At 54.4% G+C, this 22,710-nt stretch carries 20 protein-coding genes; 10 read left to right on the top strand and 10 right to left on the bottom strand.

Annotated features, from left to right (window positions below; all coding sequences use genetic code 11):
• Positions 1-357: iron-containing alcohol dehydrogenase (locus tag G512_RS20990; protein WP_036489738.1), on the bottom strand; the 357-nt coding region annotated here is incomplete at its 3' end.
• An 860-nt stretch (positions 358-1,217) separates the two neighbouring features.
• Here G512_RS20990 and G512_RS0112445 point away from each other — a divergent pair.
• The 5 genes from G512_RS0112445 to G512_RS0112465 all read left to right on the top strand — a co-directional run bounded on the left by G512_RS0112445 (position 1,218) and on the right by G512_RS0112465 (position 7,783).
• Positions 1,218-2,564: an L-fucose/L-arabinose isomerase family protein gene (locus tag G512_RS0112445; protein WP_028482009.1), complete on the top strand. Its 1,347-nt coding sequence runs from the start codon at positions 1,218-1,220 to the stop codon at positions 2,562-2,564.
• Positions 2,565-2,654: 90 nt separating this feature from the next.
• Complete coding sequence (locus G512_RS0112450; protein WP_028482010.1) at positions 2,655-3,179, top strand: TRAP transporter small permease; 525 nt, start codon at positions 2,655-2,657, stop codon at positions 3,177-3,179.
• Between the two features lie 32 nt (positions 3,180-3,211).
• Entirely contained in the window at positions 3,212-4,501 is a 1,290-nt protein-coding gene (locus G512_RS0112455) for a TRAP transporter large permease (protein WP_028482011.1), read from the top strand.
• 73 nt (positions 4,502-4,574) lie between these two features.
• Complete coding sequence (locus G512_RS0112460; protein WP_028482012.1) at positions 4,575-5,627, top strand: TRAP transporter substrate-binding protein; 1,053 nt, start codon at positions 4,575-4,577, stop codon at positions 5,625-5,627.
• Between the two features lie 134 nt (positions 5,628-5,761).
• Entirely contained in the window at positions 5,762-7,783 is a 2,022-nt protein-coding gene (locus G512_RS0112465) for an alpha-glucosidase (RefSeq protein ID WP_028482013.1), read from the top strand.
• 102 nt (positions 7,784-7,885) lie between these two features.
• Here the strand turns inward: G512_RS0112465 and G512_RS0112470 are convergent, their stop codons facing one another.
• Both G512_RS0112470 and G512_RS0112475 read right to left on the bottom strand, forming a co-directional pair.
• The gene (locus G512_RS0112470; RefSeq protein ID WP_028482014.1) at positions 7,886-9,091 is read right to left on the bottom strand and encodes an amidase family protein; all 1,206 of its coding nucleotides are present in this window, start codon (positions 9,089-9,091) and stop codon (positions 7,886-7,888) included.
• Between the two features lie 12 nt (positions 9,092-9,103).
• Positions 9,104-9,760 carry a TetR/AcrR family transcriptional regulator gene (locus tag G512_RS0112475; protein WP_162143376.1) on the bottom strand — a complete coding sequence of 219 codons (657 nt, stop codon included), beginning with the start codon at positions 9,758-9,760 and terminating at the stop codon, positions 9,104-9,106.
• Positions 9,761-9,856: 96 nt separating this feature from the next.
• Here G512_RS0112475 and G512_RS0112480 point away from each other — a divergent pair, with 96 nt between their 5' ends.
• Genes G512_RS0112480 through G512_RS21000 form a run of 3 tightly spaced genes read left to right on the top strand, consistent with a single transcriptional unit; the run spans position 9,857 to position 13,152 of the window.
• Positions 9,857-10,828: an HlyD family secretion protein gene (locus G512_RS0112480; protein ID WP_028482016.1), complete on the top strand. Its 972-nt coding sequence runs from the start codon at positions 9,857-9,859 to the stop codon at positions 10,826-10,828.
• 12 nt (positions 10,829-10,840) lie between these two features.
• Entirely contained in the window at positions 10,841-12,043 is a 1,203-nt protein-coding gene (locus tag G512_RS20995) for an ABC transporter permease (protein ID WP_051269296.1), read from the top strand.
• Positions 12,040-13,152, top strand: coding sequence for an ABC transporter permease (locus G512_RS21000; protein WP_051269297.1), 1,113 nt, complete (start codon positions 12,040-12,042; stop codon positions 13,150-13,152). The genes G512_RS20995 and G512_RS21000 overlap by 4 nt, the downstream gene beginning before the upstream one ends.
• Positions 13,153-13,208: 56 nt before the next feature.
• On the opposite strand, the gene G512_RS0112495 is transcribed toward G512_RS21000, so the two are convergent.
• From G512_RS0112495 to yihU, 7 genes are all read right to left on the bottom strand, one after another.
• A complete protein-coding gene (locus tag G512_RS0112495; RefSeq protein WP_028482017.1) occupies positions 13,209-14,300 on the bottom strand; it encodes a CaiB/BaiF CoA transferase family protein in 1,092 nt (363 codons plus the stop codon).
• Positions 14,301-14,432: 132 nt separating this feature from the next.
• Positions 14,433-15,632, bottom strand: a complete 1,200-nt coding sequence (locus G512_RS0112500; protein WP_028482018.1) for a peptidoglycan-binding domain-containing protein — start codon at positions 15,630-15,632, stop codon at positions 14,433-14,435.
• Positions 15,633-15,885: 253 nt separating this feature from the next.
• Entirely contained in the window at positions 15,886-16,635 is a 750-nt protein-coding gene (gene tpiA, locus G512_RS0112505; protein WP_028482019.1) for a triose-phosphate isomerase, read from the bottom strand.
• Positions 16,636-16,874: 239 nt separating this feature from the next.
• Entirely contained in the window at positions 16,875-17,741 is an 867-nt protein-coding gene (locus G512_RS0112510; protein ID WP_028482020.1) for a class II fructose-bisphosphate aldolase, read from the bottom strand.
• Positions 17,742-17,941: 200 nt separating this feature from the next.
• On the bottom strand, positions 17,942-18,685 hold the full coding sequence (locus G512_RS0112515) for a sulfite exporter TauE/SafE family protein (RefSeq protein ID WP_028482021.1): 744 nt from the start codon (positions 18,683-18,685) through the stop codon (positions 17,942-17,944).
• Positions 18,686-18,747: 62 nt separating this feature from the next.
• The gene (locus G512_RS0112520; RefSeq protein ID WP_028482022.1) at positions 18,748-19,803 is read right to left on the bottom strand and encodes an aldose epimerase family protein; all 1,056 of its coding nucleotides are present in this window, start codon (positions 19,801-19,803) and stop codon (positions 18,748-18,750) included.
• 21 nt (positions 19,804-19,824) lie between these two features.
• Positions 19,825-20,718 carry a sulfolactaldehyde 3-reductase gene (gene yihU / locus G512_RS0112525; protein WP_028482023.1) on the bottom strand — a complete coding sequence of 298 codons (894 nt, stop codon included), beginning with the start codon at positions 20,716-20,718 and terminating at the stop codon, positions 19,825-19,827.
• A 190-nt stretch (positions 20,719-20,908) separates the two neighbouring features.
• On the opposite strand from yihU, the gene G512_RS0112530 reads away from it, so the two are divergent.
• Together G512_RS0112530 and G512_RS0112535 are read left to right on the top strand one after the other, a co-directional pair.
• The gene (locus G512_RS0112530; RefSeq protein WP_028482024.1) at positions 20,909-21,802 is read left to right on the top strand and encodes a sugar kinase; all 894 of its coding nucleotides are present in this window, start codon (positions 20,909-20,911) and stop codon (positions 21,800-21,802) included.
• A 77-nt stretch (positions 21,803-21,879) separates the two neighbouring features.
• Positions 21,880-22,653 (top strand): DeoR/GlpR family DNA-binding transcription regulator, encoded by a 774-nt coding sequence (locus G512_RS0112535; protein WP_028482025.1) that lies wholly within the window; start codon positions 21,880-21,882, stop codon positions 22,651-22,653.
• The last annotated feature ends 57 nt before the right edge of the window (positions 22,654-22,710 follow it).

Genomic DNA, 22,710 nt, shown 5'->3' on the forward strand with positions numbered 1-22,710 from the left:
GGAAGCAATCGTCGGTACAACAACAACCGGCACCTTGCTGTAGAACGCCACGGACTTGGCCGTGTCCAGCGTCTTGCCGCCGCCAATGCCCACAATCACATCCGCCTGCGTGCTCTTGGCAATTTCCAGAATGCGGTTGATCTCATCACGGCAGCACTCGCCGTTGAACTTTTCCATGGTGAGCTTGGCTTCCGCCGCCGCAAAGCTGGACGTGACAGTCTCTCCCACCAGACCCGTGACCACCTCATCGGCAATCGCCAGCGGACGGCCGCCCAACGGCTTCACATAGTCACCGATCTTGGCAAGCGTGCCGGCCCCTTGAACGTACTTGCTTGGAGAGATGATGATTTTATCCATAGCTCGGTCTCACTTTCACTGCCGGTCCCTGCCCGGCATTCAGGAAGTTGATCATTGGCAGGCCGGTCCTCCCTGATTGGGCCTCCACCTGCTAAACAAAGTCACACAAAAGACTATGGGGGACACTGAGGGCGTAAAAAATAAGGGATTAAACGTAAAGTGTGATATCGAAAGAAATTTGATCGGTTTCGAGCCCTTGTTTCAGACCCAGACCGTAGGTTGAAGTTCGTACTCGAACAACCATAGGTCTCAGGACATCAGTGTGACCAAAACGATATAGATTCATATATTTCAATTGGTTACATGAATGTTCGAAGGGCAAAGGTTTCATAGCTCGCCGATGATTGTCGTATACGTAGTCACATTTTCGAAAAACAACAGCTCTCTGTGAATATTTGTTCGATTCATCGTCAAAGGTAAATCCCTGACTGGAAAAATAACCAGCTTATGGTAGGGTCTCTTCGGTAGTTGAGGACTTGCTAAATGGAAATGAAGCAAGTGAGAATTACTCGCAAAACCGGTTGATTCCAGCACCTACGAGGGCGTTCTCTCAAATCTGCCTGTGGCTTTGCAGCGCAATGGTGCAATCGACAGCCACGTTGACATGACGCAGCCAAAATGGGCGGCCTTCACCCCTAAACGTGATCAACGCTGTCTATTTTTGATCTTTATCTGGAACTTTATTGACTTATTGTGTATGAAATGGGCTAATATATGTATTAGCTCTGATAGATTGTGACCATTTGTCGACTTAATGTGATCAATGAATGAAGCTACTTGGCAGATCACTGCATCAGGGAGAGATGCCGGATCGATTTGGGCGCCCGTGAACATGTTCTGCCAAGACACGGAGGAACAGAATGTCTGTAGAAAGACCCCGTATTGGTGTGGTCGCGCTGGGGCGCCCCACTTTTGATGTCCCATTTGCCGAAGAAATCCTGGCCAAGGCATGGTCGACCCTTGAAAGCATTGACGCCGAGTTGATTGGTCAACCAGAGCTGCTGTTTGATGCCGACGCTGTGCGCGCCGCGCTTCCCGCTTTGAAAGAACAGCAACTGGACATGCTGCTGCTGCTGCAGGTCACCTTTACAGACGCAACCATGACCGTGGAACTGGGCAAGCAGATTGATGCGCCGTTGGTCATGTGGTCCTTCCCTGAAGCTCGCACAGGTGGCCGTCTGCGCCTGAACTCATTCTGTGGTGTCAATCTTGCAAGCCACGCGCTGAGCCGGAATGACCTGAGCATCGACTACGTGCATGCGGACGCCGACAGCCCTGCTGCCAAGGAAGAGCTGGAAGTCTATGCCCGCGCCGGTGCTATCGCAAATGACCTGCGCGGCACCAAGCTGAAACTGGTTGGTCAGCATCCAGACGGCTTTGACGCCTGCAATTTCAATGAGGAAGAACTCAAGTCCAAGTTTGGCGTTGAAGTGGATCGCATCCCTGTGATCGACTTCATCAACGAAGTCAAGGAACTGCCTGACGACGTCGCCGACGCCCCCTATGAGCGCCGCGCCAAGGATTTCCCGAATCTGGCTGAACTGGATCAGGATGCAACCCGCAAGACGCTCAAGGTTTATTCAAAGCTGCGCGCAGAAGCAGATGAAAATAACTACAAGGGCATCGCGGTTCGTTGTTGGCCGGATTTCTTCACCGAGTATGGTTGCGCGGCCTGTGGTGCGCTTGCTCTGCTGAACGAGGATCGGACGCCAGCAGGTTGCGAGGCTGACATGATGGGCGTGGTTACCTCCCTGACATTGCAGCATGCTGCGCAGGGAAGTGTGTTCAACACTGATCTGGTCGACGTCAACACAGAAGACGACACCGTTGTTTTCTGGCACTGTGGTCAGGCCCCCATCGATATGGCGGACACCGATCAGCCGATTCAGGGCACCATCCACTCGAACCGCAAACTGCCGTTGCTTTCCGAATTCGCTTTGAAGCCGGGCCGCATTACCATGGCACGCTTTAGCCAAGGTCACGGCAAGATGCGTCTGCTTTTGGCAGGTGGCGAGATGATCAAGGCACCTTTGGCGTTCTCCGGTACTGCTGGCACCGCAAAACTGGATGTTCCAGTAAAGCAGTTCCTCGACACCATGATCAACGAAGGTCTGGAACACCACACCGCTCTGACGTACGGCGAACACCGTCCGGTTATGCGCGCTGTAGCCAAAAGGCTTGGTATTGAGGTCGTTGAACTGACCTAATCCAGTGCGCGGTGGGAAGCGATATTAAATTTTGGCTCTGTCTGCTTCCCACCCCTTTGGCTTGCATTTCTAAAACAAGGAAATCGCATCATGTTAGAAGCCATTGAAAAAGGGCTGAACAAGATCAACGAACCGCTCGGCAAGCTGGGGAGCTGGATCGGCGGCAGCCTGTTGGTCATCATGACTGTTATCGTTCTGCTGCAAGTGCTGTTTCGCTACATCCTGAACATGCCGTTGAGTTGGACCGATGAAACCTCGCGTTTCATGATGATCTACATGACATACCTGTGCCTGCCGCTCATCTACTTGCAGGACAAGAACATCGCCATGACGTTCTTGCTGGATGGTCTCAACGGCAAGCGCATCAAGCACTTGCTGATGGTTTTCATCCATGTTCTGGCCATTGCCGCGTTCGTTGTCTGGATCAAGTTCGGCTACGACTTCTACCTCAGAGGCCAAAGCCAAGCAGACAGCCTGCCAATCAAGATGTACGTGATCTATGCGGCCCCTCCTTTGATGATGACCATAACGCTGTTGTCAGCCGTTCAGAAAATCATCAGCGAACTGCGCATGTTCACCCATTTCCACTCTCTTGCTGAAAAGCCTGCGGCTTGATTGGCAGCAGCGGACGATAAGGTAGACACATCATGGTCTCTCCAATCTTTGCCCTCTACTTTCTGATCCTGCTGTTCGTCGGTGTACCAGTGCTGTTTGCGCTAGGTCTGGCTCCAGCAATTGCCCTGTTCCAGGCAGATCAGATCCTGTTCATGAACATGCTGTACCAGCGCCTGTACGCTGGTCTGGACAACTTCCTGCTTCTGGCCTTGCCATTCTTCATGTTGGCAGGTGAGTTCATGGTGAACGGCGGTATCACCAACCGCATCATCACCTTCTCTCAAACCATGGTGCAGCACATGCGCGGCGGTTTGGGACACGTGGTTATTCTGGCATCTACACTGTTCGGCGCGTTGACGGGCTCGGCCGTGGCGGCGACCTCCGCCATTGGCAACATGATGATCCCGGAAATGGAGCGCTACAAGTACGACCGCACCTACGCGGCCGCATTGACAGCAGCTGCAACTGTGCTGGGCACCATCATTCCGCCCTCCGGCATCATGCTGATCTATGCCTTCGTCATGAATACGTCCGTGGCAGCAATGTTCATGGCCGGCATCGTACCTGGGCTGATCCTGTGCGTGGCACTGATGCTGGTCAATCGCTGGCAAATCCAGAAATACCCGGACGTAGAGCAGTTTCCACGCGCTACGGCAGCAGAACGCGCCGCTGGTTTCAAAGTTGCGATCCTGCCATTGTTGACGCCAGTCATCATTTTGGGCGGCATCTATGGCGGTATCTTCACACCGACGGAAGCTGCGGCAGTAGCGGTGTTCTATGCCTTCATCCTTTCTGTATTCATCATGCAGATTTTGAAGATGAAGGACGTGTTCCCCATGTTCATCCGCATTGCCATCAACGCGGCCGCGATCTTGATCATTGTGGCAGCGGCCAGTGGCTTTGCTTCTGCGATCAGCTTGTCTGGTGTGGCCAAAGAGATCACCACCTTCTTCTACTCCATCACCGACAATCCGTACCTGCTGTTCTTCATCATGAACATCTTCCTCTTCATCGTGGGCATGTTCCTCGATGCAGGTCCGGCAATTCTGATCTTTGCACCCATTCTGGCACCTATCATGACCAATCTCGGCATCGATCCGGTTCACTTCGGTGTGGTCATGGTGGCAAACCTGTCCATCGGCCTTGCAACACCCCCCATGGGACTGGTGCTGTTCGTTGCCTCTGGTGTGTCGGGCGTGCCGCTTCAGAAGATCTCCAAGGCAATTCTGCCCTTCCTGTTCGCAGAATTCATCGTGATCTTCTTGATTTCGTTCTTCCCAGTTCTTGTCATCGGTCTCCCTCAGATGCTGGGCATGATGTAAGGCGGGATTTCTCGGAGGAAGCTGGTGTGCAGCAAACCATGCCAGCCCTTCCAACCATTACTTGGAGGTAAGTATGAAACTCAAAGCACTTGGTCTTTCTCTTTTGACCTCGGTTTTTCTGACTGCGGGAGCACAGGCAGCAGATTACAAACTGACAGTGCCGCACGTCACGAACATCGACAGCTACAATCACCAGTCGCTGCTCGTGTTCAAGAACTTCGTTGAATCCCGTTCCAACGGCGCCATCGAAGTCGAAATCTATCCATCCGGTCAGCTCTGCTCAACGGCACGCGAATGTCTTGCTGGTGTACAGGCTGGCATGTTCGATTACTTCCAGACCACGATTCCGGAGCTAGCCAACTATTGGGCTCCAATGGGCGCATTCGATCTGCCTTACATGCTGCGCGATGACCGTGTTGCAGAATGCGTATACGACAACGAAGACTTTCTGGCTGACATCCGCACAAACATTCTGGAAGAAACCCAGAACCTACGCACCATGATGGTGTCCAACTCCGGAGGGTGGCGTAACTTTGCAACCACCGACAAGCAGATCAAGTCCCCTGAAGACGTTCAGGGTCTGAAGCTGCGTACAGTTCCGGCCCCAATCCAGCAGGAACTCGTGAAGGCACTCGGTGGTGCCCCAACGCCGATTTCCTGGCCAGAAGTTTACACCGCGCTTTCCACTGGCGTTGTTGACGGAACCAAGAACGGCATCGTGGACATCACCACCATGAAGTTCGAGGAAAGCCTCAACTACATCGTTCTTGACGGTCACGCTTACATGGGCGGCGTCTGGGTGATGAACAACGAAAAGTTCAACGCATTCCCTGAAGAACTTCAGCGCGTTGTTATTGACGGTGTTCAGGCTCAGAACCAGTTCCTGCGCGCCTATCCGAAGTGGAAAGAGTTCGATGCCTACGAAGTCTTCCGCAAGGCAGGCGGCACCGTTTACACCCCGAATGCCGAAGAAAAGAAGGCATTCCGCGATGCAACCGCACCCGTACGTGACTTCTTCGTAGAAAGCACTGGCGAAGAGGGCCAAGTATGGCTGGAACGCTTTGAAACAGAAATCCAGGCTTGCGAAGCTGCAATTGAAGCAGACTATGCAAAAGCCTCCAAGTAATATTTGACGAATGACGGGGTGAGCTCGTCTCACCCCGTCACAACTACACAAGACCAAACGCAGCGCAGCTCACCCCTCGCAAGCGAAACCGATTTTTCGGCTACACAAGCTCGAACCCGTAACGGTACACAATCATGAAACTGGAAAAACTCGAGACCGGCTTCGTGCTCACGCACAAGGGCCAGGTTATCCTCCGTCATAGCTTCGACAATCCGTGTCTGTTCCTTGGCGCAGGCTCTGCGAACTTTGACATGTATCGCGGTAACTTCGACATTACCGACTACGTGATCGAGCGCCTGCCAATGCGCAACTTCGCTGTTCAGGAAGTTGACGACAAAATCCTGATCACCTTCAGTGCTGAAGGGCAGGAGACCATTGTCTTTACCGCAGAAGAAACTGCTGAAGGTCGCCTTAAGATCGCGTTCACCAGCAAAAAGCCGGAATTGAACCGTTTCTGGCTGCGCATTGCCGCAACGGCGACGGAAAAGGTCTATGGTTGCGGTGAACAGCTGACCTATTTCAACCTGCGTGGCCACAACTTCCCGCTATGGACTTCAGAGCCGGGCGTTGGCCGCAACAAGAACACCTACATCACCTGGCAGGCGGACGTTAAGGACCGCGCCGGTGGGGACTACTACAATACCAACTATCCGCAGCCGACCTACGTCTCCAGCGACAAGTACTTTGCGCACTTGCAAACAACGGCCTATGCGGATTTCGATTTCCGGCACGATGATTTCCACGAGCTGCAGGCTTGGGAGATTCCTGAATACCTGTTGGTAGACAAGGAAGACAGCTTTGCCGACCTGGTGAAGAATATTTGTGGCGTCTTCGGCAATCAGCCAGAACTGCCGGATTGGGTACTGGACGGTGTGATCCTCGGCATTCAGGGTGGTACCGATATCACCATCGAGAAGATCAATCGCGCCAAGGAAGCTGGTGTAAAAGTTGCTGGTGCGTGGTGTCAGGACTGGCAGGGCATCAAGATGACCTCCTTCGGCAAGCGTTTGCAGTGGGACTGGCAGTGGAACAAGGAGCTTTACCCGGACCTCGACACCAAGATCCACGAGCTGAAGAAGGAAGGCCTCCGCTTTCTGGGGTACATCAACCCATACGTTCTGGAAGACTTCCCGCTTTACAACGAAGCTCAGGAAAAGGGTTTCCTCGCCACCAAGGAAGATGGCAGCAAGTACGTTGTCGACTTTGGCGAATTCTATTGCGGTGTTGTCGATTTCACCAATCCTGAAGCCTTCGAGTGGTACAAGGGCGTCATCAAGAAGAACATGATCGAGTTCGGTCTGGACGGCTGGATGGCTGACTTTGGCGAATATCTGCCAACGGACTGCTATCTGTCCAACGGCAAATCCGCCGAAATCGAGCACAACAACTGGCCAACCCGTTGGGCACAGTGTAACCACGAAGCCATTGAGGAAGCGGGCAAAACCGCCGACATCCTGTTCTTCATGCGAGCTGGATACACCGGCATTCAGGGCTACTGCCACACCCTTTGGGGCGGCGACCAATGCGTGAACTGGAACATTGACGATGGTATGCCATCTGTCATCAACGCTGCATTGTCCTCCGGCTTGATGGGCAATGGTATCCACCACTCTGACATTGGCGGGTACACCACCCTGCATGGCATGAAGCGGGACCGTGAGCTGTTCATGCGGTGGGCTGAGTTTGCTGCCTTCACTCCAATCATGCGTTCACATGAAGGCAACCGTCCAGCCGACAACCATCAGTTTGACAGCGACGATGAGACCCTTGCGCATCTGGCCGCAATGACCCGCGTCTTCACGCATCTGAAGCCGTACATCAAGGCTCTGTCCAAGGAAAACGCAGAAACAGGCATGCCGGCACAACGCCCGCTGTTCATGCACTTCGAAGATGACGCTGAAGCCTACGAGGTACTCTACGAATACCTGTTCGGTCGTGATCTGTTGGTGGCACCGGTTTACGAGCAGGGTGCAACCACGCGTAAGCTGTACCTTCCAGCGGATGAATGGGTGCACGTATGGAGCGGCGAAACCTATACAGGCGGTTGGGTCGAGGTTAACGCGCCAATCGGTCAGCCACCTGTGTTCTATCGCAAGAACAGTGCGGATGCAGCGCTTCTGTCAAAGATTGCGGAAGCTGCTGACTACAAGGCCTAAAAGCAAAGGCAACGATTCAGAGCAAACTTGCCCGCCTCTTTCCAGAGGCGGGCTTTTTTATCCCAGTTTATGATGAGCAATATGTCTTCGGCTCCATCGAGATTAGCGCACCAGCTTTCCCACGGCCTTTAAGAGGAACTCATCCTTGTAATGTCCGGCGGCAAACGACAGGCCGACAGGAATGCCTCCCACATCAAGCAGTGGGGCAGAGATTTCGGGGAATCGGCCAACACCAGAGAACGCCGTTATCGTCATTGTGCGATTATAAAAATCCTGAACCGCCTCAAGAGTGGTCAATGACCCTTTCAAGGGCGCAACAACCGGCGTGCTTGGGAAACAGACAACAGTGCCATCCGGCAGCCCTGCGTTGATGTCTTCAAACAACTTTTCGCAAAGCGCCAAACACTTCATCTGCTTGACACGATCAAAGTTTTTTACGTTGCCATAGGCCATGGAGAACACAAACCCGAGTTCCGGCTTGTGGGCTTCGATCCAGTTCCCAACAACGCTTTCAAATTCAATCGTCTGCAGATTGCGCAAGGCGGCCTCATTGCACATGGACAACGGCGCATCATAGCCGACAAGTTCTGCAAAACTGACCGCCTCAAGGGACACACCAGAAGCGCCGGAAATGCGCTCCAATGCATTCAACGCCGCATCCGCGACAGGTTTGTCGGCAACATTAAAAGCATCTTGCAGATAAAGAATACGAGATACGTCCGGGACAGCTCTTCCTGTGCTTTTCAAAAGAACTTTCGCCGGCCTTTCCAACGCAACCAGTGAATTTGCCAGTACCCCAACCGTGCTCACGCTCGGCATAAAGGGCAACACACCCGCCTCGGATATCCGGTGCAACGATGGCCGAAGTCCCCATATGCCGCACAGACTTGCCGGCACCCGCACTGATCCGCCCGAATCCGTTCCCAATGAAAAATCGACCAGGCCATTTGCGACAGAGGCCGCGGAACCACTGGAAGACCCACCTGGAATGCGGTCCGGTGCCCTCGCATTTCTTGGGGTCCCGTAAAAGTGACTTTCACCGTCCAGGCTGTAGGTAAACTCATCTGCAACCACCTTGCCTCGACACGTGGCGCCTTCTGCAAGCAACTGGTCAACACATACTGCATTGTAAAGCGGCGCGGGATGCGCGTCGCGCCAGGACGGACTACCAAAAGACGTGGGCCGACCTGCCAAGTCAATGTTGTCCTTGACCGAAAAACTCAAACCATCAAGCGCACCCGTGGCATATGGGCCGATTTCAAACTGTTCAACAAACGCGCCAGATTCATCCGATGTGGTGCCGGTCATCTAATTCTCTCCTTAAAGGCTTGAAGCCCCCTCAACGAACAAGCGGGTACATTGATCAACCCAGGCGCGAAGTTCCGCGTCATTGGGATGCTTTCGTTGTCCAAACAATACCTGACGACGCATGCCGTCAATCGCATTGCGAATAAAATCCGCGAGAACCAGCGGCTCGCTACATGTTACGGCGCCGGACCGACACAAACGGGCGACACGCTGATCAAACGCTTCGGTAAACCGGCGCCCGCTTTCGCGATAACTTTCCAGCAATTCAGGGAACTCCTTATGCTCAACCCAGATCATGTTCGTCACCTTCAAGGAGGGTTCGCTCAGGGATATCCGCGTGTATGCCATCACGAGAGTGCGCAATCCGTCCCGCCCTCGCCCGTCGCACGAAGGTAAGTCGTCAAACTGTTGGATGCTGATGTCAATGGCCTGATCCATGGCAAGACGAAACAGTTCCGCCTTGTTTGGCACAATCTTGTACAGGCTTTTTGTGGAGACACCGGCCCGGGCAACAACGGCCTTGATACTGGTGCGGGCATAGCCATTAGCCATGAACTCTTCCGTGGCTGCGCGGGCGATCAACCGCAGGGTTTCATCCCGGCTGCGCACAGGCGGACGTCCAGCTCCGCGAGCCTTTGGCCGTTGCTTGCATTGCTTGTCTCCCGTCATGATCGTGACCATCCCCATCTGCGCGATTGCCAATTAGGAAAATATATGTTTTCCTAATACCAAATTATCTGTTCCCCCAGAAGACTCAACAAAAACATGCGTAAATTCCTTATCATTGCAATTCTATTGATCGTTGCAACCGCTGGCTATGTCGTGTGGTCTGTCGAAAAACCCGCCGGCCTTGTAGTTCAAGGCGAAGTGGAAGCCACACGGGTTGATCTTGCCGCACAAGTAACCGCACGGGTTGTCGCAACCCCTGTCAATTTCGGCGAGCGCGTAGAAAAGAACCAGTTGTTGGTCCAACTGGCCAGCCCCCAACTCACAGCAGGGCTTGCCAAAGCAGAAGCGGCCCTCGCCGTGGCCCGCGCGAACAAGGATCTGGTATTCTCAACCCGGCCGGAAACCATCGCCGCCCGCAAAGCTCAACTGGACAAGGCCAAGTCAGACGTCATTCTGGCGCGCAAAACCCATGAACGAGTGCTAAAGCTCCGCGACAGCGCGGTAACCTCCGTTCAGTCTCTGGACCGAAGCAGCAACGCCCTCGACGCTGCATTAAAGGCCCAAGAAGCTGCAGAAGCGCAATTGGAACTAGCCCAGAACGGTAGCAGCAAAGAACAGAAAGCGGTCGCAGTTGCTCAGGTTCAACAGGCAGAAGCTGCGGTAGCCCGCATAGAAACGGACCTGAAAGAACTGGACGTTTCAGCCCCATTTGCGGGTCAGATCACCGCGCGCATGGCAGAAATCGGCAAGCTGTTTCCAGCAGGCTCCCCGCTTGTTTCCCTCGTTGATATCGATAATGCGTGGTTCACCTTCAATGTGCGCGAAGACCTTTTGAGCGGGCTTGAAGTGGGCGAGACGTTGAAAGTGCGCGTTCCAGCACTTGAAAACAGGCTGGTTGACGCAACGGTAACCGCAATCAATGCAGAGGGCACATACGCCAACTGGCGCGCCACCAAGGCAACCGGCGATTTTGACCTGCGCACCTTTGAAGTGAGAGCAGAGCCCATAGACCAAACCAAAGGACTGCGTCCGGGCATGAGCGCACTCATCGACCTTGGTGCGCGGTAAGGAAAGCGGGCAATGTTCAACGGCCATCTTGCGCCCGGCTTTCGGCGGGTCTTTCGCCGCGAGCTGCGCCAAATCTGGGCACGGCCGGCTTTCGCGGCCATGCTGTTGCCCTACCCCTTGCTTCTGTTCATTCTGCTTAGCCTCGTGTTCCGCACCGGCCTGCCAACGGATCTTCCCATCGCAGTGGTCGACTTGGACAACAGCACCACGTCCCGACAAATCGTTCGCATGGTGGATGCCACATCCGGCGTCAGCATTGGCAATCGGGCCACCACCTTGAGCGAGGCAAAAGAAGCGTTGGTGCGTGGTGATGTCTATGCGCTGCTATACTTGCCCCACGATTTCGAGAGCAATCTGTTTCGCGGCTGGCAGCCAGAGGCGGTCATCTTCACCAACAATCAGTTCCTGACCGCAGCCGGGATCACCGGCCGTGCCATTACCCAGGCGGTCACCACTGCCAGCGCTGGTGTGTCCATCAAACTCCGGCAAGCACGCGGCACACCACCTGATGAGGCCGCCGTGGCGGTCAATCGCATTCCGGTTCAGCAATCTGCGCTCTTCAATCCGGAACAGGAATACATCTCGTTTCTGCTCGCGGCCGTCATGCCCACGGTGCTTCAGATTTTCATCAGCTGCAGCATGACGCTCTCTTTCTCCCGCGACCACCACAGTGTTGCCGGTATGGCGCGGCTGGTTCGATTGGGCCGCTCGGCGCCACGGGCGATCCTTGCCAAGATGTTGCCCTACACCTTCTTCTGGTACCTGATGCTGCTTATCGCCGATCTCTTGATCTTCGGTTTGTTCGACAGACCATTTCACGGCAGCGTCGCTCTGCATTTCTTCTACGGCCTGATATTCGTCCTCACCAGCCAGATGTTGGGTGCAGCATTCGGCATCGCAGCGCGGGACTCTGTAGGTGCTCTTGGGGTTGTAGGGTTGCTCACGGCACCGGCCTTCGGCTTTGTGGGGCTCAGCTATCCTCGGCTCATGATGAACGAGTTCTCGCAGGCGTGGGGCGCCATCATCCCGCTGACACCATACCTTGAACTGCATGTTGATCAGACACTGCGCGGTACACCCCTTGTCTATTCCCTCCCCACCATCGGCTGGGCGTTGGCGCTGGCTGGCTTTTATGCCTTGCTGATGGCCGTTTTTTTGCGGCGCAGCCTGTCAGAAGCCCGGTCTGAACGCACACCTCGGGAGGCCCACATATGAGAGGGTTTGTTCGGGAAGTTCTTGCCACCTTTCAGGGTATTGCGCGCAACCGTGCCGCCCTTTCCACCATGGTAGCGGCGCTGCTGATTTATTCCGTCTTTTACCCGCAACCGTATCGCGGCGAAGTGGTACGCGAAGTGCCCATGGCCGTCGTGGACCAAGACCAGTCCACCATGAGCCGCGACTTCATTCGCCGGGTAGATGTTACAGACTCGGCGCACGTGGCCTACCGGGTGCCCGATATGCTGGCAGCACAGGATCTGTTTTTCGAACGAAAGATTGACGGCATCGTCGTCATTCCACCTGACTTTGAGCAGAACCTTTTATCCGGTGAGCGTTCACCTGTGGCTTACTACGGCGATGGCAGCTACTTCCTGCTTTATGGAGCTATGAAAAGCGCCGTGTTGAACGCGGCGCAAACCTTGGGCGCTGAAGTAGAGCTTTCCCGCCTCACGGCGACCGGTATGGGATACACTGCCGCCCGCTCACTGGTTCAGCCGATTACAATAACCAACATCCGTGTTTTCAATCCGCAGGGGGGCTATGCCAGCTACGTGGTTCCGGCGGCCTTCATTCTGATCATGCAGCAAACGCTGATGATGGGGATTGGCATGATGCACTCCAGCCAGTCGCGCCAAAAGGGGGGCATCGCACTGGCAGCGCCAACGGCCTATGTCCTGCTCTATGCCTTCTGGTCCCTGCTTTATCTCGTGATCTTGCCATCCGCCTATGGCATACCTCGCATTGGAGAAGTAAGTGCCCTGTTTTTGCTTGTGCTGCCGTTCTTGTGTGCTGTCACCGCACTTGGCCATGCAGTTGCGGCACTCATTCCCTGGAAAGAAGGGGTGGTATTCTTCTTTGTCGTCCTGGGTATGCCGCTGTTTCTGATCTCCGGTATTTCATGGCCGATTGAGGAAATCCCAAGGGCACTGCACCTGCTGACCTTGCTCATACCCTCAACCAGCGTGATTTCAGGAACGGTACGCATCGACCAGATGGGGGCAGACCTTTCCAGCGTGCTTGACGTTGTCTACATCCAGCTGGCGCTCACCGGCCTGTACAGCGCCGTCACCTATCTCACCCGCTGGTTGAAAAACGAGGAAATCTGAGAGGACAGTGCAGTGCCTGTCAGCCTTTACGAGCTGGCAGGCACTGCGATATCCGCTTATACGCCCCACTCGCGCAGCACCTCTTGCGTATGCTCTCCGGGATGTGGTGCCGGTTTGGTTGGTGCATTCGGGACATCACGAAACCGGGGTGCTGCTGTCGGCTGCACTCCGCCATTCACAGAAATGAAGGTTTCACGGGCTTTGTTATGAGGGTGGTGCGGAGCTTCACTCATGGATAGCACCGGGGCAAAACACACGTCCGTTCCCTCCATCACTGATGTCCAGTGTTCCCGCGTCTTCTGGCGGAAAATTGCCGCCATCCTCTGCTTCATCAGAGGCCATTTCTTGGTATCCATCTGGTTGGCAAAGTCCGGATCTCCGGCAAGACCGACCTTTTCCAGCAAAAGCGAATAGAACTGAGGTTCTATCGCGCCAATGGCAATAAACTCTCCATCGGCACATTCGTAAGTGTCATAAAAGGGCGCAGCTCCATCCAGAAAGTTGGTGCCGCGCTTGTCTTGCCACATACCTGCAGCCATCAGATCGTGAAACAGCGCGGTTAAAAGTGCGCTGCCGTCGGTCATCGCCGCATCAATCACCTGTCCTTGCCCCGTTTCACGGGCCCGAAGCAAACCAGCTACAAGGCCGAACGCCAAAAACAACGCTCCACCACCATAATCGCCCACCAGATTAAGTGGCGGCGATGGGGGACTGTCTGGTCGTCCCATGGCATGCAGCGCGCCAGTCAGCGCAATATAATTCAGGTCATGACCGGCAGCAGACGCCAGTGGTCCGCTCTGCCCCCATCCCGTCATCCGGCCATAAACAAGTGCCGGATTCTGCGCCAAGGCCACATCCGGTCCAAGGCCCATACGTTCCATCACACCGGGCCGAAAACCTTCAAACAGCGCGTCCGCCTTGCCAATCAAAGCCAGCGCGGTCTCACGGTCGCCCTCTTTTTTCAAATCAAGTGCCACCGAACGTCGCCCGCGGCCCGTTATGGCCCCCACACCCTGAGGAACCACACCTGGCCGGTCGATCCGTACGACATCGGCGCCCATATCTGCCAGCAACATACCGCAGAACGGCCCGGGCCCAATTCCTGCAAACTCCAAAATCCGCAGTCCCGTCAGTGGTCTGTCCATCATGCCCCCTTGTCACGTCGCCGCCAGACTCATCTGACGCTAGTCACTACAATGGGTAGCAGGACAGCCCTCTACCGTTCTATGGACCAAACGTCGGGCCTTGCAACAGACTGATGATGACTGAGCCGAGTTGAATCAAATTCCCTTCAGCGTACTTTGCAAGCTGCCTGTCGGGGTCACGATATCATTGATGCGCCATCCTTTGTCGGTACGGATCAAATCGTAACGCAGGGCGTACCGACTATCGAAGTTGCGGAAAAACACCTCAACCCGTGCCGTATCGCCCTCCACCCGTGCCGGCGCGATCTTCAGATCCGCCAGCTTGATTTCGTTTCCCGGCACGATTGGATTGAAGAAGAGCCCACGCTCACCGTAGAGCAGCTCTCCTCGCTGCTCGGCATAGGCAATCAAATCCAGAACACGGCGTGAAAACCAACTGTCCCTCAATGGCGGTTCGAACACATCCACCATCGGCTCGTCTGCATCATACAATGCTTGCAACATGCCTGCAGGGTCCAACTCCTGCTCATCTTGAGGCAGAGCGTCTTCTGCGACTACCAAGCGGTCTACCAAGGCCTGATCGATGGCCTCCTGAGCAGGAAGGTCTTCAAGCTCTCTGTATTTGGCAATAGCCTCACGGGTCATGGGCCCCAACTTGCCGTCGATGGGCCCGAGATCATACCCCAATTTCGTGAGAATGCGCTGAACCGTGAAAATTTGCAGGATCTCTTCGGTAAATACCGAGTCCGGCGGTGCGGATGGCAAACAAAGTGCCATGTCCTCGTAGGTATTGAGTAGCGGCGCATGCTTGAATCGACTGTCTGGCCAGCTTACCCGCAACGCAGCAAGGCGCGCGTTCGCACCGCACCCACTCTCACACGCCGCGCCGGTCAACGACCGCAAAACCGCACCTTCTTCATCCAGCTCGAGTGAAAATCGGCAGCCGAGATCCTCATAGACCCACTGTCCCTCGTCGTTTTGCACCAGATCGCCAATGATGGAACAATTACGTCCATCTTCAAACCAGACGTCATAGCCAAAACGGCGTTCGCCAGCGATGTCTTCGCCCAACAAAAACGTGACATCGGTCTCCGTTTTTGGCAGGCAGTTCTCTTCGTCCCCATCGCGGCACAGTTCGCTGTCTTGTTCAATCACATCAACGGCAAACGTGTCCGCCGTACAAAAGATACCGCCCCGGCTCACGCCATCTGTTTCCTGCGGATCGGCTGCGGCTTCGGATGAACGTTCTTGATCTTGCGCCAGCGCTGCGCTCACCATCATTGCTGCCAGTCCGACTGATACCACACCGCCGAACAACCACCGTGCACCTGCCATACCGAACCTCGCTCGTGCCACCGCCCATCCGGTTTCTTATCTGGGGCATAAAACCGCTCAGGGTGCAGCGTCTCTGTCAATTATCCGGATCATACAAGCAAAAAACCTAACAAGGGGAAAGCCGATAGTTCTCGCGGGTAACACGCTTTGCAAATCCTGAAGGCCGACTGGTGCAACAGGCGTGCACATATAAAAACCCCGGCAGACGCAAGGCCACCGGGGTCGCATGTCAAATTGACAGTTTGTTCGCCAATCAGAAGTTCTTGTAGGCTTCTGCAATACCGAGGAAGTCAGCAGCCTTCAGGCTTGCTCCACCGACAAGCGCGCCATTCACGTTTGGCAGAGCCAGCAGTTCAGAAGCGTTGGTCGGCTTGACGGACCCACCATAAAGCAGGCGGATCTTTTCGCCATCTTCGCCAAAACGCTCGACCAGGCTCTTGCGCAGTGCCGCATGAACTTCGGCAACGTCATCAGCCGTAGGTGTCTTGCCTGTCCCAATTGCCCAGATCGGCTCATAAGCCACAACCGTGTTAGCGCTGGTGGTTGCATCCGGCAGGCTCTTGGTAATCTGCTCCGTTACAACGGCAATGGTTTCGCCAGCTTCACGCTGTTCAAGGCTCTCACCAATGCAAACAATCGCCACAAGCCCGGCACGCCATGCCGCTTCAGCCTTGGCAGCCACATCAGCGTCCGTTTCACCGTATCCTTCACGGCGTTCCGAGTGCCCGACAATCACGTACTTGCCACCAACATTGGCAACCATCTCGGCGGAGATGTCACCCGTGTGTGCACCAGATGCCGCCGCATGGCAGTTCTGAGCACCCACCGGCAGGTTTTCAACTTCGGCAAACTGCGCCAACAAAACAGCAGGAGGACAAACCAGCATGTCGATCTTTTCGGCAAGTGCTGCGTCATATCCGGCAGCAATCTTGGCGAATTCTTCATAGGACTCCTTGGTCCCGTTCATTTTCCAGTTACCAGCTACAAGTGGGCGAACAGTCATTCTGGATCTTCTCCTGTAATCAAGGGTCCGGGCTTTCATCCGCAGGCACGGCCCTGCGGGTGATCTGATGAAACGTAGGCGGCGCCAAGACTATACGCCTTTAGTTTAATCGTTTGAAACGACTGGCGCGAGAATTCTTTCCAATCCTCACGATATCACGCGGCATTTCAACTCAGATCTTTCCCGTAGAAGTCGGTTTTGCAAGGAAAAGCCCCGGAAGTTCCGGGGCTGAACCAGGCTTACTTGTAGTCAGCAGCCTTGCCTTGCGACCCAAAGATGCGGATCTTTTCCTGAACCTTTGCCATCATGACTTCTTCACCACGGCCGAGGGAAGTCGCCAGAACAAACTCCTCAGGGTTTTCTTTCCAGATTTCCTGAACGCCATAGGTAAAGGCCTGACGCAGTTCCGTATCCACGTTCACCTTGGCAACACCAAGGCCGACGGCTTTCATGACCTGCTCATCCGGCACACCGGAGCCACCATGCAGCACCAATGGCTTCTTCACGATGTCGCGAATTTCCTGAATACGCTCGAAAGCAAGCTTCGGCTCGGACTTGTAAACACCATGGGCGGTGCCCACGGAAATCGCCAGATAGTCAACCGTTGTGCGAGTTGCAAATTCCTGCGCTTCTTCGACAGAGGTGATCATGGCGTCGGCTTCATCAACGGTAATGTCGTCTTCCGTACCACCGATCTTGCCAATCTCACCTTCACAGCCAACGCCCAGAGCATGAGCCACATCAGCAACCGCTTTTGTGATGCGTACGTTTTCTTCGAACTCATAACCGGAACCATCGAACATCAAGGACTGGAAGCCCGCCCGGGCTGCTTCCATGGTCTGTTCGAACTTGCGGCTGTGGTCGAGGTGGATACAAACCGGCACCGTGATGTCACGCATGAAGGTATCGACCATGGCCTTCATTTCATAAAGACCGAGGGTGTTGATCACTTTCTGACCAATCTGGATCATGATGGGTGCCTGCTCTTGCTCAGCAGCCCGCAAGATCCCCCGAATGGTTTCAGCGTTGTGTGCACTGAACGCGCCGATGGCGTAACCACCTTCCCAAGCGCGCTTGATCATTTCTTTACCGGATACGTAAGCCATTCTTAATTCCTCGACTTGAGCTCTCTGTCAAAAGGTCGTTTCGCAGTGGTGTGAGCGTCTGGCACATCCCCGTGAGGCCCACTCCACGTCAATTCCCGTGTTTGTTGCTCTTACCTTACACCATTACAATCAGATACGAAAGCTAATGTGACCATTTTTGTTTATTTAAGGACATAAATAGAGCGTATATGTCCGTAATTTTACCATATATGGAGGTTTTTAAGCACAAGCATTGTGCCAATGATCAAAAGCAGACCGTGAATGATCCCGTGATAATTGATCTTGTAGTGATGCAGCAGGTGATAGGCGAACATTCCAACACTCATGCCAACGATGAAGGCGGGCATCGCGTACAGAATGGTTTCCATCACATAGGCATCAAGCAAGCCTTTGGTCCAGAAGCCAGCGATCGCACCAACCATCTGAAGCATAAAGAAGAATACCAGCGTTGACTTTGTCTGGTGTGCTGTCCAGGGCTGCATGGACGTGTAGGCGATCACCGGCGGCCCCGGCTCTCCCACACTTGCACCGAGCGCACCGGAGAAGAATCCGGTTCCGAGCGTGATGGGCGGCGATGTTTTCTTGAAAAGAGGCGCTTTGGAGAACAGTGAATACAGGCTGGAAGCGATCAAAACCACGCCCATTGTGATCAGAATTGCTTCGCCAGGCAAACGCTTGAGCAGGTCTGCACCCAAAAACGAACCGGGGAGCGACCCCACAAACAGGATCAGGCCCGTCCGCCACTGGACATGTTCGCGCATTTTCCAAACCAGCGGGAAGGTGACCAGCCAGCCAAACACCCCGGCAATCGGCACAGCAGCTTTAACATCAATAGCGAGCGACAGCAGCGGAACACTGACCAGGGCAAGACCAAAGCCTGTCAGGCCCTGGGTAAAGCTGCCCAGAGCGATAATCGCCGAGACGATAATTATTTCGATATACATGATGGGAACTCGACTGAGTGGCCCCTTTCAAAAGGGACCACTTGTTCAGTTATGCCAGCAACTTAGCGAGTACCAAACCGATGGATGGTTTTGTGCTCGTAAACGTCACCGGGGTTCAAACGGGCAGAGGGGAAGTGCGCCTTGTTCGGGCTGTCAGGATAACCTTGTGTTTCCAGACACAGACCGCCAAACGCCTCGTACTTGCAGCCGTTACGACCGATCCACGTTTTGTTGGAGAGTTTAAACGCGTTGTAGAACTGAATGGCTGGCTGGGTGGTCAGCACCGTCATGAACCGACCGGACGTCGGATCATAAAGATCAGCCGCCAGCTTATAATCGCCTTCCTGTTCTTGTCCGTTCAAAATGTAGTTGAAGTCGAACGCCGCGCCCTCAACCTTGTCCATGTTTGTCCCGATCCGGGTGGAGTTGCGGAAGTCCATGCCGGATCCCGCAACACTCAGGATTTCTCCGGTCGGGATCATGTTCTCGGCAACCGGCGTGTAAAAGTCTGCGAACAATTTCAGCTCATGGTCCGCAACGCTGCCGCTGTCATGACCCGCCAGATTGTAGTAGCTATGGTTCACCAGATTGATGACAGTCGGCTTGTCGGTATGGGCCCGGAAATTGTAGTGCAGCTGGTTTTTCTCATCCAACCCAATGGTATGCGTGACATCCAGCGTCCCCGGATATCCTGACTCCCCATCCACCGAGATGCGATGAAGATGGACCAAAATCTCTTCGTCGGTTTCTTCCAGATCATAGGCCCAGACATACTTGTCAAAGCCTTTCGAGCCGCCATGAAGATGCTGCACGGTGGGCGGCTCGTTGGTTTCCAACTGGTAGACGTTGGCGTCAATCTTGAACCGTCCGTCCTGAATGCGGTTGGCAAAACGGCCTGCAATTGCGCCAAAGAAAGGATGTCCGGCCAGATACTTTTCAAGGGATTCATAACCCAGCACCACGTCCTCGGCCTTGCCGTCCCGGTCCGGTACAACGATCGAGGTAACGATACAGCCGTAGTTGGTCAAGCTGACCTGCATTCCCTTTGAGTTCTTCAGCGTGATCAGATCCACCCGCTGCCCACCGATCTCACCATAGAGTTCGATTGTCTTTTCCATGTTCGTATCTCCCTGCCCGGCTTACTTGGCTTTGGTTTCAAGGCCAGACAGTTCGCGCAGTTGCTCCAGAACTGCGGTCCAGTCCTGACGCCCCCGGCCAGCGGTGCGGCTGATATTGTAAATTTCACGGGAAGCTGCGCCCATTGGTATTGGCACTCCCACCTGGTTGGCCAGATCAAGCGCAATGCCCAGATCCTTGTGAGCCAGATCAACCATGAAGGCCGGATCCAGATTGCCAGCAAGCACCTTGTTCGGCCACGTCGTGGTGAAGTGTCCCTTGCCTGCCGGCGTGCCGCCCATGACGGACATGGCGGTGTCAAAGTCGAGACCGATTTTCTCCGCCAGCGCAATCGCTTCAGCTGACAAAACGTTCAAGGCGATGCTCATGTAATTGTTAATGATCTTGACACGAATGCCTTTACCCGGTCCGCCGGCGTCAACAGTATCCGACCCCATCAGATCAAACAGCGGCTGCGCCTTGGCGATCTGTTCCTTGGTCCCGCCTGCGAGGATCAACAGCGTGCCGGCAATCGCGTGATCGGACGTGCGGCCCACCGGCGCTTCCATCATCTGATAACCGTCCTTGGCCAGATCAGCGATCAGCGCATCCGTTTCAAGAGGATGGATCGTTGACATGTCGATCACCAATGCGTCTTTCGACAACCGCGACACAACGCCGTCTTCACCCAGAAGAACATTGCGGACCAACGCCCCATTCGGCAGCATGGTGATCACAAATTCTGCGCCTTCTGCTGTTTCGGCTGGCGACCCACACGCCTTGGCGCCTTGCCCCTGCAAAGCAGCAACCGCGTCTTTATTAATGTCGTAAACGTTGAGGGTGTGGCCTCCCTTGATCAAATTTGCTGCCATTGCGGCGCCCATCTGACCCAGACCAACAAAACCAACAGTCGCCATACCAAGTCCTCACTTGTGATCATTTATGTTCGTTATTGAACATTAGCCCCTAATAAGGGCAAAATACAACACATTTTGATTGTTTTTTGCCGGTTTTGGTGGTATTTTTTCATTAAATGAGTGTTTGTCCGTTCGTATTTACACGCAGATTTGGACCAAAAACACCTGCAATGCTAGAAAAGGGTAGCCAATGACCATCGCTTGCGTAGGGATCACAGTGCTCGATCGTGTATTCCGAGTCTCTGAATTGCCAACCACTGGCGGCAAGTTTGTTGCCAAGAAGTACTTTGAAATTGGCGGCGGTCCGGCTGCAACAGCAGCAGTTGCCATTAGCAAGCTGGGACATCCGGTGGAGTTTATTGGCCGAGTTGGCGCGGACGATGTGGCGCAAGCCATGCAAAGAGAATTCACCCAATACGGTGTGGGCCAGGCACATATTCGCACGATAGACGGTGCTACATCGTCATTTTCGGCCATTCTTGTGGATGACGCGGGCGAGCGCATGATCATCAACTATCAGGACGATCAACTGAGTCGTGATCCTGAGTGGCTCAAACAGATCAATTTCGATCAGTTCCAATCAGTGCTGTGTGACGTGCGCTGGATCGCCGGTGCCAAGCATGCTCTGGAACAAGCCAAGTCCCTTGGAATTCCTAGTGTTTTGGATGCCGACATCACCCCGGAAGACATTGGCGAACTGGTCGCATTGGCCGACCACGTCGCGTTTTCCGAACCTGGATTGGCGAAATTCTCACAGGTTGATGACCCCTTAGAGGGATTGCGCATTGCTCAAACGAAAACCGATGGTACAGTTTATGTAACAGTTGGCTCAAAAGGGTGCTACTGGCTGGAAGGGGATGAGCTCTGTCACCAACCGGGCTTCAAGGTTGATGTGGTTGACACAACCGGAGCAGGCGACGTTTTCCACGGCGCCTTTGCATTGGCAGTAGCGGACCAAATGTCGGCGCGAGACGCCGTCACGTTCTCCAGCGCAGTCGCCGCGTTGAAATGCACCAAGATGGGCGGTCGCGAAGGTGTTCCGGACCGGAGCACGGCAGAAGCGTTCATCAAGGCCAACGCCTAGAAAAACCGGGGACCACAAACGCCGTTGAACAAGCACGGGCATTTGAGGCACCCTGTCGAAAGTTGGAACAGAAACAGATGCCGGATGCCGTGATTGTTGGAAACCTACGCCACGAAAAGCTGATCAAGGAAGTCAACGACAAGGGCTATGTGAGCGTCGAGGAGCTGGCTGAGCTGCTTGACGTTTCCGCCCAAACCATTCGTCGTGACATCAAGAAACTCAGTGAACAGAAGCTGGTGGTTCGACACCATGGCGGCGCAGGGCGCAGCTCCAGTGTCGTGAACCTAGATTACGCTGTTCGTCAGGTTTCGGAAACGGAAGAAAAGGAAGCCATCGGCGCCGCGATTGCTGAGCACATTCCCGACAATTCGTCCGTTTTCATTTCAATTGGCACCACAACGGAAATCATTGCCAAGCACTTGCTCAAAAAGCAGGGCCTGAGGGTGATTACCAACAGCTTGCGCGTGGCCAACGTTCTGTATCAGAAAAACGACTTCAACGTGATGGTGCCAGGAGGCAAGCTGCGCAGCACGAACGGCGGTATTGTGGGCTCAACCGCACTGGAATTCGTCAACCATTTCCGGGTGGACTATCTGATTACCAGTTGCGGCTCCATCGATACGGACGGGACCCTGCTGGACTATGATTTCAACGAGGTTGTGGTTGTACAAAGCATGATGAAAACGGCGCGCAACGTGTTCATTGCCGCAGATTCCACGAAATTCTCCACCACGGCAGCGGTGGAAGTGGGTCACATCAAGAACGCTACCGCCTTGTTCACCGATGCCACCCCTCCGGCGGACATCAACATGCAGCTTACGCAGCATGGGGTTAAGCTTGTGATCGTCTAGCAATCCTGCACAAAACAAATTCCTGAGACAGGCCGCCGGGGAGCTCCCGGCGGCCTT

Source organism: Pseudovibrio exalbescens DSM 16456 (assembly GCF_000422785.1).
Taxonomy (GTDB): Bacteria; Pseudomonadota; Alphaproteobacteria; order Rhizobiales; family Stappiaceae; genus Pseudovibrio; species Pseudovibrio exalbescens.